General features: G+C 71.0%; 14 protein-coding genes. 8 read left to right on the forward strand and 6 right to left on the reverse strand.

Translation table 11 applies throughout. The annotated features are described in order from the left end of the window. Window positions 1-98 precede the first annotated feature (98 nt). The 3 genes from ACZ63I_RS09545 to ACZ63I_RS09555 form a co-directional block, all read right to left on the reverse strand. Window positions 99-2,387, reverse strand: coding sequence for a HelD family protein (locus ACZ63I_RS09545; RefSeq protein ID WP_469337070.1), 2,289 nt, complete (start codon window positions 2,385-2,387; stop codon window positions 99-101). Between the two features lie 161 nt (window positions 2,388-2,548). After that, the gene (locus ACZ63I_RS09550) at window positions 2,549-2,881 is read right to left on the reverse strand and encodes a thioredoxin family protein (protein WP_469336978.1); all 333 of its coding nucleotides are present in this window, start codon (window positions 2,879-2,881) and stop codon (window positions 2,549-2,551) included. Next, window positions 2,868-3,332: a MerR family transcriptional regulator gene (locus ACZ63I_RS09555; RefSeq protein WP_469336980.1), complete on the reverse strand. Its 465-nt coding sequence runs from the start codon at window positions 3,330-3,332 to the stop codon at window positions 2,868-2,870. Before ACZ63I_RS09555 ends, ACZ63I_RS09550 begins: the two co-directional genes overlap by 14 nt. A gap of 247 nt (window positions 3,333-3,579) precedes the next feature. Here ACZ63I_RS09555 and ACZ63I_RS09560 point away from each other — a divergent pair, with 247 nt between their 5' ends. The 3 genes from ACZ63I_RS09560 (at window position 3,580) to ACZ63I_RS09570 (ending at window position 6,893) form a co-directional block, all read left to right on the forward strand. Beyond that, window positions 3,580-3,849, forward strand: coding sequence for a hypothetical protein (locus ACZ63I_RS09560; protein ID WP_469336982.1), 270 nt, complete (start codon window positions 3,580-3,582; stop codon window positions 3,847-3,849). Further along, complete coding sequence (locus ACZ63I_RS09565; protein ID WP_469336984.1) at window positions 3,842-4,471, forward strand: DUF6879 family protein; 630 nt, start codon at window positions 3,842-3,844, stop codon at window positions 4,469-4,471. Before ACZ63I_RS09560 ends, ACZ63I_RS09565 begins: the two co-directional genes overlap by 8 nt. 79 nt (window positions 4,472-4,550) lie before the next feature. Then, window positions 4,551-6,893: an ATP-binding protein gene (locus tag ACZ63I_RS09570; protein WP_469336986.1), complete on the forward strand. Its 2,343-nt coding sequence runs from the start codon at window positions 4,551-4,553 to the stop codon at window positions 6,891-6,893. 4 nt (window positions 6,894-6,897) lie between these two features. On the opposite strand, the gene ACZ63I_RS09575 is transcribed toward ACZ63I_RS09570, so the two are convergent. Continuing rightward, entirely contained in the window at window positions 6,898-7,731 is an 834-nt protein-coding gene (locus ACZ63I_RS09575; RefSeq protein ID WP_469336988.1) for an enoyl-CoA hydratase/isomerase family protein, read from the reverse strand. Between the two features lie 113 nt (window positions 7,732-7,844). On the opposite strand from ACZ63I_RS09575, the gene ACZ63I_RS09580 reads away from it, so the two are divergent. Further along, window positions 7,845-8,405: a TetR/AcrR family transcriptional regulator gene (locus tag ACZ63I_RS09580; RefSeq protein WP_469336990.1), complete on the forward strand. Its 561-nt coding sequence runs from the start codon at window positions 7,845-7,847 to the stop codon at window positions 8,403-8,405. Between the two features lie 4 nt (window positions 8,406-8,409). Here ACZ63I_RS09580 and ACZ63I_RS09585 read toward each other — a convergent pair whose 3' ends face one another. Beyond that, the gene (locus tag ACZ63I_RS09585) at window positions 8,410-9,333 is read right to left on the reverse strand and encodes a CDP-diacylglycerol diphosphatase (protein ID WP_469336992.1); all 924 of its coding nucleotides are present in this window, start codon (window positions 9,331-9,333) and stop codon (window positions 8,410-8,412) included. A gap of 309 nt (window positions 9,334-9,642) precedes the next feature. Here ACZ63I_RS09585 and ACZ63I_RS09590 point away from each other — a divergent pair, with 309 nt between their 5' ends. Then, window positions 9,643-10,056 carry a DUF6415 family natural product biosynthesis protein gene (locus ACZ63I_RS09590; protein WP_469336994.1) on the forward strand — a complete coding sequence of 138 codons (414 nt, stop codon included), beginning with the start codon at window positions 9,643-9,645 and terminating at the stop codon, window positions 10,054-10,056. Window positions 10,057-10,138: 82 nt separating this feature from the next. Here the strand turns inward: ACZ63I_RS09590 and ACZ63I_RS09595 are convergent, their stop codons facing one another. Next, entirely contained in the window at window positions 10,139-11,548 is a 1,410-nt protein-coding gene (locus tag ACZ63I_RS09595; RefSeq protein WP_469336996.1) for a cation:dicarboxylate symporter family transporter, read from the reverse strand. A gap of 152 nt (window positions 11,549-11,700) precedes the next feature. On the opposite strand from ACZ63I_RS09595, the gene ACZ63I_RS09600 reads away from it, so the two are divergent. From ACZ63I_RS09600 to ACZ63I_RS09610, 3 genes are read left to right on the forward strand one after another with little or no spacing between them, the layout of a single operon-like run. Next, entirely contained in the window at window positions 11,701-13,311 is a 1,611-nt protein-coding gene (locus ACZ63I_RS09600) for a sensor histidine kinase (RefSeq protein WP_469336998.1), read from the forward strand. Next, window positions 13,308-13,982: a response regulator gene (locus tag ACZ63I_RS09605; protein ID WP_469337000.1), complete on the forward strand. Its 675-nt coding sequence runs from the start codon at window positions 13,308-13,310 to the stop codon at window positions 13,980-13,982. Before ACZ63I_RS09600 ends, ACZ63I_RS09605 begins: the two co-directional genes overlap by 4 nt. 53 nt (window positions 13,983-14,035) lie before the next feature. Further along, entirely contained in the window at window positions 14,036-14,701 is a 666-nt protein-coding gene (locus tag ACZ63I_RS09610; protein ID WP_469337072.1) for an XRE family transcriptional regulator, read from the forward strand. Window positions 14,702-14,911: the final 210 nt, after the last annotated feature.

Below are 14,911 nucleotides of genomic sequence, written 5' to 3' on the forward strand. Positions count from 1 at the left end.
CCGGGCGGCGCCCACTCGCCTCTTCGCCGGGCGCCCGTACGGCGGGCGCCTGTCCAGCGGGCGCCCGTTGCCCACTCGCCCGTTCGCCGGGCGCCTGTTCACCGGCCGACGGTGAGCCGGGACGGCACATCCGCGTCGCGCACGATGCCCAGATGCTGGGTCGCCCGGGTCAGCGCCACGTACAGGTCGTTCGTACCGCGCGGCGAGCCGTCCATGACGGCCTCCGGGTCGACGACGACCACCGTGTCGAACTCCAGCCCCTTGGCCTGCCGGGCGCTGAGGAGCACCACGTCGCGAGTGAGATCGGGGGTCGTTCCCCATGAGGCGTCGGGCAGTTCGGCGGCGAGCGCGGGCAGCAGCCCGGCGGGCGCGATGACCGCGAGCCGCCCGTCGCGCGGTCCCTCCGTCGCCAACTCGGCGGCAGCGCGCGCCAGTCCGGCCTGCGGGACCGACCGTACGACCGGTACGGCGCCGGTGGAGCGCACCGAGCGCGGCGGCTGGAAACCCGGGTCGGACAGCCGCCGCACATCGGCGGCGACCTCCATGATCTCGGCGGGCGTACGGTAGTTGACGCCCAGCGTCGTCAGCTCCCAGCGCTTGCCGACGTACGGCTCCAGGATGTCCTGCCAGGAGTCGCAGCCCGCCGCGTCGCCGGTCTGCGCCGGGTCGCCGACGAGGGTCATGGAGCGGCTGGGGCAGCGGCGCATCAGCAACCGCCAGGCCATCGCGGACAGTTCCTGCGCCTCGTCCACGACGATATGGCCGAAGGCCCAGGTACGGTCGGCCGCCGCGCGCTCGGCGGCGCTGCGCGAGTCCGTCTCCTCCTGCCGCTCGGCGAACCGCTCGGCGTCGATGATGTCGTGCGCGGCGAGGACCTCCGACTCGTCCTCGTCCTTGTCCTCGAACTCCTGGGTACGTGAGCCGTAGGACAGCTCCAACACGCCCTGCGCGTAGGCGATCTGCTCCTGCTTCTCGCGCGCGGCGGCTGCGCGGGCCATCGTGTCGTCCTCGCCCAGCAGCTCCGCCGCCTCGTCCAGCAGCGGTACGTCGGCGGGCGTCCAGTCGATCCGGGCGTCGGCGCCGGTCCGCGGCTCCGGCCTGCGTACGGCCGCGGCGTCCCGCGCTTCGAGCCGCCACGGCACGGCGAGGAAGTCGGCGACCAACTGCTCGGGGGTGAGGCTCGGCCACAGCGAGTCGATCGCGGCCTGCACGTCGGAGCTGGTGGCGATCTCCTTGCCGAGCTGGGCGATGTCGGTGGGGTCGAGCAGGTTCGGACCGCCGAGCGGGTCGGCGCCGAGCCGCTCGGCGAGCTGTTCCGTGAGCACGTCGATGATCCGGAAGGCGAAGGCGGGCCGGGCCAGGTTGTGCGGCAGACCGGTGTCGCGGGCGCGCTGCCTGGCCTCGCGTACCGCATCGCGTTCGAGGAGCAGTGTGCCGTGGTCCTCGTGCGGGATCTCCAGCACCGACTCGGGCAGCGACTGCCGGTCGCGCAGTTCGTCGGCGAGCACCTGCGCCATCTCGGCGCGGCCCTTCACCTCGGCCGCCTCCGGGGTGTCCGTACCGGTGGCGACGACGCCGGGGAACAGCTCCCCCGTCGTGGACAGCAGCACACCGGTCTCGCCGAGCGAGGGCAGCACCTCGCCGATGTAGCCGAGGAAGGCCGGGTTCGGGCCGACGATCAGCACGGCGCGGCGGGCCAACTGCTCGCGGTAGGCGTAGAGGAGGTAGGCGGCGCGGTGCAGCGCGACGGCGGTCTTGCCGGTGCCGGGCCCGCCCTCGACCACGAGCACACCGCGGTGCGGGGCGCGGATGATGCGGTCCTGCTCGGCCTGGATGGTCTGGACGATGTCGCTCATCCGGCCGGTGCGCACCGAGTTGAGCGCGGCGAGCAGGACGGCGTCGCCGTCGGGGTCCTCGTACCCGGTGCGGGTGGTGTCCGTGAGGTCCATGATCTCGTCGTGCAGGGCGGTGACGGTGCGGCCCTGGGTGGTGATGTGGCGGCGGCGCCGCAGCCCCATCGGGGTGTAGCCGGTGGCGAGGTAGAAGGGGCGGGCGACGGGGGCCCGCCAGTCGATGAGCAGGGGCGTGCGCTCCTCGTCGTCCCGGCGCATGCCGATACGGCCGATGTGGTGGGTCGTACCGCCGTCCTCGGTCCCGCCCCCGGTGCTGTCGGCGAGATCGATGCGGCCGAAGCAGAGCCCCGACTCGACGGCGTTGAGCGCCGCCATGCGGTCGGACTGCTCGGCGACGCTGATGTCCCGCTCGACCCGGGCCTGCCGGCCCGTGCTGACCTCGCCGAAGGACCGGCTCATCGCCGTCTCGGCCTGCTCCCGCAGAGCGTCGAGCCGCTCATAGAGGAGGGAGATGAATTGCTGTTCGTTCTGCAATTCCTCGGTTGACAATTGAGCCCCTGTCCGATATTCTGTGCCGAGTGAGCTTTTCTATGCCCGCAAATACGCGAGTACGGAAACGTTAATCGTCACAGAAAAACACCCCGGCCGTCAATTCGGCGCGGGGTATTTTTGCGTTCGGAGCCGGTTCGGCGCCCTTAGAGGACGTCCGCCAGATCCTGCAGCAGCCGGCGCTTCGGACGGGCGCCGACGATGGTCTTCACCGGCTCACCGTCCCGGAAGACCAGCAGGGTGGGCATCGACAGCACGCCGTACCTGGTCATGGTCTCCGGGTTGGTGTCCGCGTCGATCTGCACGATTCTCAGCCGGTCGGCCTCCTCCTCGGCAATGGCGCTCAGGACGGGCGCGAGCTGCCGGCACGGCGGGCACCAGTCGGCGGTGAATTCCACCAGGACCGGCAGACCCGGCCGCATCACCACATCGTCGAAGGTCTCGTCCGTAACGGTGTCGATGCCCTCAGCCTTGATCATGTGTCTTTTCCCCTCCGTCGGATGATTCCCGCAATTCGCCGGCGCCGGCTATTCCGCGGTTGAGCGCGTGCGTCAGGTCGCAGGCCGGCTCCGGTGCCCGCGCGGCCTCGGCCCGCGCCAGCTCGGCGCCGACCTGGCCCCGTACCGTACGGAGCTGGTCGATCAGCCCGTCCAGCTCGGCGAGCTTGCGCCGGTAGACGGCGATCGAGTCGGCGCACGAGTCGCCGGCCGGATGCCCGGCGCGCAGGCACTCCACGAAGGGCCGGGTCTCCTCCAGCTCGAACCCGAAGTCCTGCAAGGTCCTGATCTGCCGGAGGAGCCGAAGGTCGTCCTCGTCGTACGTGCGGTAGCCGTTCACCGCGCGACGGGCCGACAGCAGCCCGCGTGACTCGTAGTACCGCAGCGTCCGGGTGGTCGTCCCGGCCCGTTCCGCGAGCTCGCCGATTCGCATGTCTCCGACGGTAAGCGTTGACGCCGACGTCAAGGCAAGCGTCGGGCGGGTCGCCGTCGTCCGCAGGCGGAACCCTTACCGGGGGAACGTGAGCCGCTCAACAGACTTCGACGCGTAGCCTCCCGCCCCCCGCCGGAGGCCGCCTGCCAATGGCGAGAACCCGCCTCGGCCTTCCGTTGCTCTGTGTAATCGACCACATCTAGAATGGGTAACGCGGCAGGGGCGACCGAACGAGCTGGAGGCAGGCATGGCACGGGCGTGGGAGGCGGATCCGTCCGCGTTATTCGAGAGACGACTGGGCAAGTCACCCGCAGAGCTGGGGAACTCCGACGGGAAGGACGAATGCCCGGACATCTGGCAGCTCGACAACGGCGACATCGCGGTGATCGGCAGGGATCTGACCCACGCTTACGCGGCGCACATGCCGGACGGGGTGACGCTCGGGGCCGATGAGCGGCTGGTCGTCATTCCGGGGAATGTGCTCAGCGCGGCGAAGGCGGACATCCGCGATGCTTAGCCTCCACGCACCCGATCTCGACACCGCGCAGGGCGAATTACTCGCGCGCGCGGACTACAAGCGCGATTTCCGGCGCCGCGAGGCCGAGATCCACGATGAATCCTCCTGGAAGCTGGAGCGGCGGCAGCATTTCGAGGAGCAGGGCAGCGCCAGCCGAGAGGCCATGCGCCGCGGCGAGTGGGACGAGGCACTGCGTCTCATGGAGGAACGGCACGACGCACTGGTCGCCGAGGCCCGCGAGGACGCGCGCCGCGGCCATGTGTTCCATCGGGTGCGGGTGGTCGAGCAGCCGCTGACCCCCTATATGCAGTGGGAGTTGCACTCGCTGCGCCAGCAGGCGGAGTACGGCCAGCGGATCCGCGTCGTACCTGCCCGAGCGCTGAGTTCGGTGGAAGAGCGGGGGATGCTGCCGGAAGTGGTCGCGCTGGGCAGCAGCACCCTCTACAACGTCCTCTACACCGAGGCGGGCCTCCCGACCGGCGCCGTGAGATACACCGACCCCGAGGTGGTCGGGCGGTGGGGAAGCTATATCAAGGCCCTCTACGAAACGGGCGAGGACATGGCCGTCTATTTCGACCGCGAGGTCGGACAGCTCCCCGCCCCGAACACACCACCGGAGTAAGCACATCAGCAAGGACGACGGAGCAGACGCGACCCCGGACAGATCGCACAACGACCTGTCCGGGTCGTCGCGCGACATTGTGCAGGCCGGCAGCGTCGAGGGGGGAATTCACTTCCACGAGCATGTCGCGTCCGGCGCCGAAAAAGGGGCGGCCACCGGCCCGACACCCCGTCAACTGCCCGGCAGCGTGCACGGATTCGTCAATCGAACCAAGGAACTGGCCGAGCTGAACGCGGTGCTGGCCGATGAGGACGGCCGGTCCCTGATCATCTCGGTCTGCGTGATCGCCGGCACGGCGGGGTCGGGCAAGACCTCGCTCGCGTTGCGCTGGGCGCACCAGGTCAGACAGCGATTTCCGGACGGGCAGCTCTACGTCAATCTGCGGGGGTACGACCCCGGTGAACCCGTGACCGCCCACGAAGCGCTGCGCCGGTTTCTGGGCGCTCTCGGGGTGGCCACGTCGTCCGTGCCCCAGGACCCCGACGCCGCAGCGGCCCAATACCGGTCCCTGGTCGCGGAGCGGCGACTCCTGATCGTTCTCGACAATGCCGCCGGCGTCGCGCAGGTCCGCCCGCTGCTGCCGGGCAGCGCCGGGTCCCTGGTCGTCGTGACCAGCCGCAGCCGGCTCTCCGGACTCGCGATCCGCGACGGTGCCCGCCGGCTGACCCTCGGCATCCTCCCGCAGACCGAGGCGGTGGCTCTGCTGCGCACCGTCACCGCCGGCTACCGGCCCGACGACGACCCTGACAAACTCGCCGAACTGGCCGATCTCTGCGCCAGGCTGCCGCTCGCCCTGCGCATCGCCGCCGAGCGAGCGGCCAGCCGTCCGCATATGAGGCTCGACGACCTGATCGCCGAACTCCGTGACGAATCCGCTCTGTGGGACGCGCTCAGCACCGGCGACGACGACGAAGCAGAAGCGGTGCGCACCGTCTTCACCTGGTCCTACCGGGCCCTGCCGGACCAGGCGGCCCGGCTCTTCCGGCTCCTCGGCCTGCACCCCGGACCCGAGTTCGCCCTTCAGACCGCCACCGCCCTCGCCGGACTGACGGTCAACAGGACCCGCCAGTTGCTGGACACCCTGGTCGGCGCCCACCTCATCGAACAGACCGCCCCTGACCGCTACCAGTTCCACGACCTGCTGCGCGCCTACGCCACCGACCAGGCACACCGCGAGGAGCCTCCCGAGGAGCAGGCAGCGGCACTGGGGCGGGTGCTGGACTGGTATCTGCACAGCGCCGACGCCGCCCAGAGCCTGCTCAGCCCCGCCGAACCGCATCTGGCTCTCGCCGCGCCCGCCGATGCCGTACGGCCGCTGACGTTCCCGGACTACGACTCGGCCGTGGACTGGTCCGAGCAGGAGAACACCAATGTCCTCCACGCCGTTCGCGCCGCCGCCGGCGAGCACGACAGGCGTGCCTGGCAGTTGGCGGTGGTCTTCTGGAACGCGCGGTCCTCGTCCGCCCCTGTCGCCGACTGGCTCGCGGCGGGCGAACTGGCTCTCGCCGCCGCCCGGCGCGACGGCGACCGGGCGGCGGAGGGCCTGCTCCTCACCAATCTCGGCATGGACCACAGCCGGATCGACGACGTGTCGTCGAGTCTCGCCAGCCACCGGCGTGCCCTGGGGATCTGGCGCGCCATGGGCGACCGGCTCGGCGAGGCCAACTCGCTCAACCTGATCGGCCTCGGCCATCTCCGGGTCCGCCAACTCGACCTGGCGGCGGCCCACTTCGAGGAGACCATCCCGCTCTTCCAGCAGGCAGGATCGCCGCACTGGGCGGCCACAGCGCTGTCGAATCTGGCAACCGCCCACTACAACGCGGGACGGCTGCCGGAGGCCGCCGCCGCTGTCGAGGACGCCTTGGCACGCCATCGCGCGCTGGACAATCCGCGCGGGGAGGGAAACGTGCTGCGCCTGCTGAGCGGCCTCCAGCTCGACCGGTGTGAGCCCGAGAAGGCGCTGAAGTCCGCCCACCGGGCTGTGGAGATCGCCCTCGTCCTGCGTGATCACCGGCTGGAGGGCTACTGGTTGCTGACCTTGGGCGATGCCCATCGGGCAACCGAGCAGTACGCCGACGCCCTGACTGCCTACCAGCGCTCGGCCACCCTCCACCGGCGTCTCGGCAACCGTGGCCGTGAAGCCCTGGCCTGGCACGGCGCCGGTCAGACCTATCACCAGTTGGGCCGCGACCTCGAAGCGGCGAACTTCCACCGGCGGGCCGTCGCCGTCCAGCAAGAGCTCGGAGACGGCTGGCACGAGGCGCTCGCCCTCGAAGGACTCGCCGTCGCCTTGGCGGGCAGCGACCCGGACGCGGCCGGCCGGCAGCGTACGCGAGCCCTGGAACTCATCGTCGGCCACGGCGACCCCCGGGCCGGCGCTTTGCGGGCTCGGCTCGAAGGCGGGTCCGGCTCGTCGCGTTGACCGGTCAGGAGCGTTCGAAGAGTTTGTCGGCGGAGATGCCGAACATTTCGTGGGCCAGGCCGAAACCGAAGTCTTCGACCAGGCGGCGCTTCCAGGGGCGGGAGACCACGGCGTGGGTGAGTCTGCGGGCTGCTGTCGGGCGGGAGCGGATGGTTGTCGCCAGTTCGCGGGCGCGTGGGAGGAGTTGGGCCGCCGGGAGTACTTCGTTGACCAGGCCCAGTTCCAGGGCGGCTGCCGCGTCGATCGGTTTGCCGGTGTAGAGGTGGTAGGCGGCGCGCTTGGTGCCGAGCAGTTCCTGGAGGACCAGGTGCATGCCGTCGCCGGGGGCGGCGCCCGCGAGCAGGTGGGCGTCGGCGAAGGTGGCTTCCTCGGCGCACAGGGTGATGTCGCACAGCAGCGCTATCTCGGTGTGGCCCGATCCGCTCGGGCCGTTCACGGCGGCGATGGTGGGGATGTCGATGCCGGAGAGCAGGTTCTCCAGGAGCTTCAGGCCGTCGTGGTAGGTGCGGTACGCGTAGTCGTCGGGGTGCGGTTCGCGCATCATCTCCGCGAACCGGGCCCGGTCGACGGGGGCGAGCCAGTGGTCGCCGGTGCCGGTGAGGATGAGCACCTCGTTCTCGGGGTCCCTGCCGACATCGAGCCAGGCCTGGCCCCAGGCGTTGTGCATCCCCATGCCGTAGGCGGCGGGGCCGCCTTCGGTGTGCATGGCCAGTTCGATGACGCCGTTGTCGCGGCTCATCGTGAAGTAGTCGGCGTACTTCTCGGCGTAGTCGTCGAAGCGCGGAGTGGGCACGTATCGGCCGTTTCGCGCCTGCCAGTCGTCAGGGATTGCCGCCATGGTGACGTCACACCTCGTGTCAAGGGATCGAAAACGGTTAGGCTGCCATTCGGAGCACTGCTCCGACTATATCCGGAGCACCGCTCCGTCTGGCAATCCCGGAGGCGAACCCCATGGCCGAAACCAGGCGCGCCGACGGCCGCCGCAACTACGAGCTGCTGCTCGACGCGGCGCGTACGGCCTTCGCCGAGCACGGCACCGAGGTCTCGCTCCGCGATGTCGCCCGCCGCGCGGGCGTCGGCATCGGCACGCTCTACCGGCACTTCCCGACCCGCGAGGCGCTCGTCGAGGCGATCATGCGGCGCGGGCTCGACGGCCTGTGCGTACGGGCGGACGAGCTGATGGAGTCGGAGCCGCCGGGCGAGGCGCTGAACACCTGGCTGGTCGCGTTCTCCGCCAACTCCAGCCGCTACGCGGGCCTGCCCGGCTCGATCCTCGCCGCGATCGACGACGAGACGTCCGAACTCCACCACTCCTGCCACGCCATGCGCACCAAGGCGGCCCAACTCCTCGCCCGCGCCCAGCAGGCGGGCGAGGCACGCGGCGACATCACCGCGGGCGAACTGCTCCTCCTCGCCACCGGCGTCGCCTGGGCCGGCCAACAGACCCCGAACGGGGCCGATATGACGCTCCGCCTGCTCGGCCTGGTCAGAACGGGCATCAACCACACCTGACGGCTCAGGCGTACACGAGCAGGTGGTCACACGTGTTCGTGCCGTCGTGGAGCGACGGGTCGCTGTTGAGGACGTAGAACGCCCCGGCGAAGCCCGTCGCCGTCATCTTCGGGACCACGATCAGCGTCTGGTTCGCCATGCTCAGCCCGTTCGGCTTCACCACGTACTGCCGCAGCAGCGCGAAGAGATTCATCCCGAGGCTGGGCAGTCTGAGGGCTCGGTACGTGCGGTCCCCCGAACCGTCCGAGCCCGTGACCGGTACCCGGTACTGCGCGGCGTTCCATTGCGCGGGACTGGTGGCCATGCGGCCCATGGTCTCCAGTTCCTGCAACCGCCGCTGCGTGCTCGCCCGGACGCCGGCCAGGTGAATGTGCAACTGGTCGAGGAACCGGGCGCTCTGCGAATTGATCCCCAGACCGATATTGGGGTACTGCACGGGGACGCTCCCGCCGCTGCGGGCGTTCTGCCATGCGTCGTTCCAGTAATTCGGCGCGCCGGAGGTCTCGATGAAGGGGCATTCGATACCGGTGACCCGGCAACTGGGCGTCAGCAGAAAGTTGTGCCGGCTCGACGGCCTGCCGTTCAGGACGACGTAGTCCGCGGTCACCTTCAGGCAGTCGGGCGGGAACTGCCCGGGGGGCAGGGGCTTTCCCTGTGTGCAGTACTGGACGTCCCGCCACAGCGGATCGTTGTCGGACGGGCTGCCGCACAGGGGCTGGAGCTGGGCAGGGGGGCAGGTCGGAGCGCCTCCGGGAGGCGGCGTGGGGCACATGTCGGGGGCCGGGTCCGCGGGCGTCGGGGCGGCTGCCGAGGCGGTGCGTCCGGTCGCCGCTTCCGCGGCTGTCAGGAGCGTCGCCGCGCCGATGGCGCCGGAGAGCGCCACAAACCGGCGCCGAGGCAGCTCGGTGGAATTCCTGTCGTCCTTCACGCGTGCTCCCCGATGGTGATGTCCACGGTACGGAATTCCCGGCCGCGAGTCGGAAAGGGCGGGCCGCTCGATTCCGGCCTCGCCGATTTCGCTCACAGGGTAGGGAGCGACGAGCGGAATTCCGGTCGACCGACCCGGTCGGTGCCACGTGTTCCGCCATTCAGCGGCGATCCCGTTCCGCCTTCATCTGTTGAACACCACATGACTTGAGCGGGACGCCGGCCAGGGCCGTACAACACCGTGCGCACCGTCGCCATGCGGGCGCGCCGTCGATGCCGCGAGGTGACCGACAGCGAAGGAGCCGGCCCGGTGAACCGACTGAGCGAAGCGGGGAACGACGTGCCAGGAGACGCCGACCAGGAAGGCGGGGGCACGGGCTCCGACGACCCCCCGCATCCGCCGCCCGCGATCGACCTCGTGACGATCTCGCACACCGTCGGCCAGGCGCTCGCCCGGCGCCTCGCGCTGCCCGACCGGGCGTGGGTCGACAGCACGACCGTCAAACTCCGGGGCCATCTGGAGCTGTTGCTGCGCGAGGACCTGGGCGACATCGACACCCCCGAGTCCCGGGCGCTGTACCGCGAGGCGTACGCGGTACTCGACCTCACCGCCCGCCCGAACCCCGACACCCCGCCCGGCTACGCCTACGAGCACATGCGGGCCCTGGCGGCGGCCGTACGCCCGGTCGTCGCCGCCTACCGGCGCCGCCTGGCCGGCGGATGAGCCGCAGGGCAGCGGAACGGCCCGCGCGGAGTGTGGTGCTCCGGGCGGGCCGTTTCCTCGGAAGGCCGGGTGGGGAGGCTGATCAGGCCCCGGCCTGGCTCTTGGGCTGCGAGGCGCGCGCGTGCTCGATCACGTCGCCGTCGGCGTCCCTCTCGCGCTGCTCGGGGACCTCGTCCAGCTCCTTCTGCGGCGTACCGCCGTGCCCCTCGTCCAGCAGGGTCCGTTCGTCGAACGGGATGCGGCCCGCCAGCACTTCGTCCACCCGGGCCCGGTCGATCTCCTTCGTCCACGTACCGACCAGGATCGTGGCGACGGCGTTGCCCGCGAAGTTCGTCAGGGCGCGGGCCTCGCTCATGAAGCGGTCGATGCCGACGATCAGGCCGACGCCGTCGAGCAGTTCGGGGCGGTGGGCCTGGAGGCCGCCCGCGAGGGTGGCGAGGCCGGCGCCGCTGACGCCAGCCGCGCCCTTCGAGGCGATGATCATGAAGACGAGGAGCGAGATCTGGTGGCCGAGCGACAGCGGCTTGTCGAGCGCCTCGGCGATGAAGATCGAGGCCATCGTCAGATAGATCGCCGTGCCGTCGAGGTTGAAGGAGTAGCCCGTCGGCACGGTGATGCCGACAACGGGCCTGCTGACACCCAGGTGCTCCATCTTCGCGATCAGCCTCGGCAGCGCCGACTCCGACGACGACGTGGACAGGATCAGCAGGAACTCCCGCGCCAGGTACTTGAACAGCAGCAGGATGTTGACGCCCGCGATGGCCCGCAGCAGCGCGCCCAGCACCACGAAGACGAACAGCGCGCAGGTGATGTAGAAGCCGATCATGATGATCGCGAGGGACTTCAGCGCGTCGACGCCCGTCTCCCCCACCACCGCGGCGATCGCGCCGAAGGCGCCGATGGGCGCCGCCCACATGACCATCGCCAGCACCCGGAACACCAGGCGCTGGATGTGCTCGACACCGCGCAGGATCGGCTCGCCCGTCCGGCCCATCGCCTGGAGCGCGAAGCCCGACAGCAGCGCGATCAGCAGCGTCTGGAGCACCGAGCCCTCGGTGAAGGCGGAGAGCATCGAGGTCGGGATGATGCCGAGCAGGAAGTCCGTGGTGGAGGTCGAGGCGCCCTCCGCCTGCGCCGTGCCCACATGGCGCGCCGCCTCGGTGAGATGCAGCCCCGAGCCCGGCTCCAGGATGTTCCCGACGACGAGCCCGATGGCGAGCGCCACCGTCGACATCACCATGAAGTAGGCGAGCGAGAGCCCGCCGACGGCGCCGACCTTGGCCGCCTTGCGCACCGATCCGACGCCCAGCACGATCGTGCAGAAGATGATCGGCGAGATCATCATCGTGATGAGGCTGACGAAGCCCGTGCCGATCGGTTTGAGTTCGACCGCGACCCCCGGGGCCACGAAGCCCACCAGGATGCCGAGGCCGACGGCCACGACCACCGCTATGTACAGAAAGTGCGTACGGTCCCGCCCTCTTGCGGCCACGGGTCCTCCTCGACTCGTCCCTGCTGCACCCCCTGTCCCGAGGGGGCCGCCCCCCGTCCCGAGGGGTCCCGGCGACTATCCACCACGGTGTGACGCCGGTCACCCTTACGTTCATTTCGTTCATACGATTCCGGCCAGGCACACTGAGCCCCATGCATCTGCCACGTCCGCGCAGCCTCGCCGGCCAGCTCTTCGCGATGCAGGCCGTGCTGGTCGCGGCCATCGTGGCGGGGTGCGCCGTCTTCGCGTACCTCACCGACCGGGACCAGGCCGACGAGACGGCGCGCAGGCAGGTGACGTCCGCCGCGCGCGCGGTGGCTGATTCGCCCTCTGTACGGGACGCCGTCCGCACCCCCGACCCGACGGGGCCGCTCCAGCCGTACGCGGAGCGGGTACGGCGCGACACAGGCGTCGACTTCATCACCATCATGAGCCCGCGGGGCATCCGCTGGACGCACCCCGATCCGGCGCAGATAGGCCGGCCCTTCCTCGGCAGCACGGCAGCCGCGCTGCAGGGCCGCACCTTCACCGAGACCTACACCGGCACGCTCGGCCCCTCCATCCGCGTCGTCACCCCCATCAGGGACGGCAGCCGGATCACCGGCCTGGTCAGCGTCGGCATCACCGTCGACCGGATCTCCAGCCAGGTCACCCACCAGGTCAAGATCCTGATCCTGTCGGCAGCGGGCGCCCTCGCGCTCGGCGCGCTCGGTACGTACGTCATCAACGCCCGGCTGCGCCGCCACACCCACGGCATGAACGCCACCGAACTCAGCAGGATGCACGACTACCACCAGGCCGCTCTGCACGCCGTACGCGAAGGGCTGCTGATGCTCGACGGCGCGCGCCGCATCGCGCTGATCAACGACGGCGGACGGGCACTACTCGGCCTCGACGAGTCGGCCGTCGGCCGCCCCGTCGCCGAACTCGGCCTGCCCACACCGCTCACCGGCGCGCTCCTCGCCTCCGAACCGCGCGTGGACGAGGTGCACTTGAGCGACGAGCGGATCGTCGTCGTGAACACCCGTCCGGTGGTCGGCGGCGAACGGCACGGCACGGTCGTCACCCTCCGCGACCACACCGAACTCCAGGCGCTCTCCGGCGAGTTGGACTCGGAGCGCGGCTTCACCCAGGCCCTGCGCTCGCAGGCGCACGAGGCGGCGAACCGGCTGCACACCGTGGTCTCCCTCATCGAACTCGGCCGGGTGGAACAGGCGGTGGAGTTCGCCACCGCCGAACTGGAGCTGGCCCAGGCCCTCACCGACCAGGTCGTCGGCTCCGTCGGCGAACCCGTGCTCGCCGCGCTGCTCCTCGGCAAGGCGGCCCAAGCCAACGAGCGCGGCGTCGAGTTGGTGCTGGCCGACGACAGCCGCATCGACGACGGCGTACTGCCGGCGACCCTGCCGGCCCGCGATCTGGTGACCATCCTCGGCAATCTCATCGACAACGCCGTGGACGCGGCGCAGGGCGGCGACAGCCCGGCCGGCGCCCGGGTCACCGTCACGGCGCTGGTCGACGGCGGCGAACTGCGCCTGGCCGTACGGGACACCGGCGCGGGCATCGACCCGGACTCCGTCGAGGAGGTGTTCCGGCGCGGCTGGTCGACCAACGGGCCCGGCCGCGGCCTCGGCCTCGCGCTCGTCCGGCAAGCCGTGCACCGCGCGCACGGCACCGTCGTCCTCACCACGGGACCGGACGGCGGTGCGGAGTTCACCGTACGGCTGCCGCTCCTCGCGTCCGGCGCCGTGCGGGTGACGACATGAGCGCGCCCGCCATCCGCGTCCTCATCGTGGAGGACGACCCGGTCGCCGCCGACGCGCACCAGCTCTACGTCGGCCGGGTGCCCGGCTTCGCCGTCGCGGGCGTCGCCCACTCCCGCGCGGAGGCGGCCCGGCTGCTGGAACGCGCCGACATCGACCTCATCCTGCTCGACCTCTACCTCCCCGACGGCCACGGGCTGTCCCTGCTACGGGCGTTGCGCGCCGGCGGCCACCACGCCGACGTCATCGCCGTCACCTCGGCGCGCGACCTCGCCGTGGTCAGAGAGGGGGTGTCGCTCGGCGTCGTCCAGTACGTACTGAAACCCTTCGCCTTCGCCACCCTGCGCGACCGGCTCACCCGCTACGCCGAGTTCCGCGCGGCGGCCGGCGAGGCGAGCGGCCAGGACGAGGTGGACCGCGCGCTCGGCGCGCTGCGCTCCCCCGAACCGGCCGCGCTGCCCAAGGGACTCAGCGCCCCCACGCTCTCGGCGGTGACCCGCGCCCTGCGCGCAGCGCCCACCGGCCTGACAGCCGCCGAGGCCGGCGCCGCGCTGGGCATCTCCCGCATCACGGCCCGCCGCTACCTGGAACACCTCGTCACCGAGGGACGCGCGGGCCGCAGCCCCCAGTACGGCCAGGTCGGCCGCCCCGAGCTGCAGTACCGCTGGCTGTAGGACGTTCCTACGACATGTGCCGTTGTTCGGACACACCGTAGTCGCGGCGGGTGATCCACCTCTACGGTGTGCCCGTGCAGTCACCCACTTCCTCGCCGCCCTTCGACGCCCACGCCGCCCGCCGCTTGCGCGAGGCGCTGGGCTGGGCGACCGGCCATGTCGCGTACGGCCTCCAGGCGCAGTACGGCCTACGCGACGCCTCCGCCGAGACCGTGGCCGCGTGGGAACGCGGCCTAGCCGTCCCCACGTCGCGCGAACTCACCGCGCTCGCGGGGGTGTTGTGGTGCTCGGTCGGCGAACTGCTGGCGTCGGCGGCCACCCTCAAGGAACACCGCCTTGCCCGCGGGCTGCCCGCGGAGGACCTGGCGCGGCAGGTCGGCCTGGACACGACGTCGTACGTACGCATGGAGGAGTCCGGCCGCTGGCGCGGCAACGAACGCCAGACGGTCGCCCTGGCGGCGGCGCTGTCCCTGACCCCGCGCGAGCTGCTGACGGCGACGGGCCGGGACGAGGAACTGGCGACGGCGCTGCGGTCGGCGGCGACGACGCGGTGGCAGGGGTACGTACGCCCGGTGACGAAGCTGCTGCCGATGCCCCGCGAGGCGGTGGAGGCGGCGCTGGCCCAAGTGCACGCGGACTATCAGGCGGTGCGGGGGTGGGGCGCGGAGGGGGAGGCGTTCTTGACGTCGATCCTGGCGCGCTTCTGGGAACGGGTGTAACCGTGCGGGGTGCGGGTCTTGGTTGCGGTGGTCGCCGGGGGCGGTGTCGCCGTCCGGCGCGGTCGGGGCGGCCGGTCTCGGTTGCGGTTGTCGCCGGGGGCCGTTCCGGGGTCGTGTCCTGCGCTGCACGATTTACGGCGCGTACTCGTCCCACACAGGCTGCACCCGGACATGCGCCGCAAATCACGCTTTACGCTCCGGACACCACCC

The sequence above is a fragment of the Streptomyces sp. NPDC087906 genome (assembly GCF_055584925.1).

Bases quoted from the DNA above. Each gene is read 5' to 3' on its own strand.
- ACZ63I_RS09550 (WP_469336978.1), bottom strand. From the start codon at position 2,881: ATGATCAAGGCTGAGGGCATCGACACCGTTACGGACGAGACCTTCGAC.
- ACZ63I_RS09555 (WP_469336980.1), bottom strand. From the start codon at position 3,332: ATGCGAATCGGCGAGCTCGCGGAACGGGCCGGGACGACCACCCGGACG.
- ACZ63I_RS09560 (WP_469336982.1), top strand. From the start codon at position 3,580: ATGGCACGGGCGTGGGAGGCGGATCCGTCCGCGTTATTCGAGAGACGA.
- ACZ63I_RS09565 (WP_469336984.1), top strand. From the start codon at position 3,842: ATGCTTAGCCTCCACGCACCCGATCTCGACACCGCGCAGGGCGAATTA.
- ACZ63I_RS09575 (WP_469336988.1), bottom strand. From the start codon at position 7,731: ATGGCGGCAATCCCTGACGACTGGCAGGCGCGAAACGGCCGATACGTG.
- ACZ63I_RS09580 (WP_469336990.1), top strand. From the start codon at position 7,845: ATGGCCGAAACCAGGCGCGCCGACGGCCGCCGCAACTACGAGCTGCTG.
- ACZ63I_RS09600 (WP_469336998.1), top strand. From the start codon at position 11,701: ATGCATCTGCCACGTCCGCGCAGCCTCGCCGGCCAGCTCTTCGCGATG.
- ACZ63I_RS09605 (WP_469337000.1), top strand. From the start codon at position 13,308: ATGAGCGCGCCCGCCATCCGCGTCCTCATCGTGGAGGACGACCCGGTC.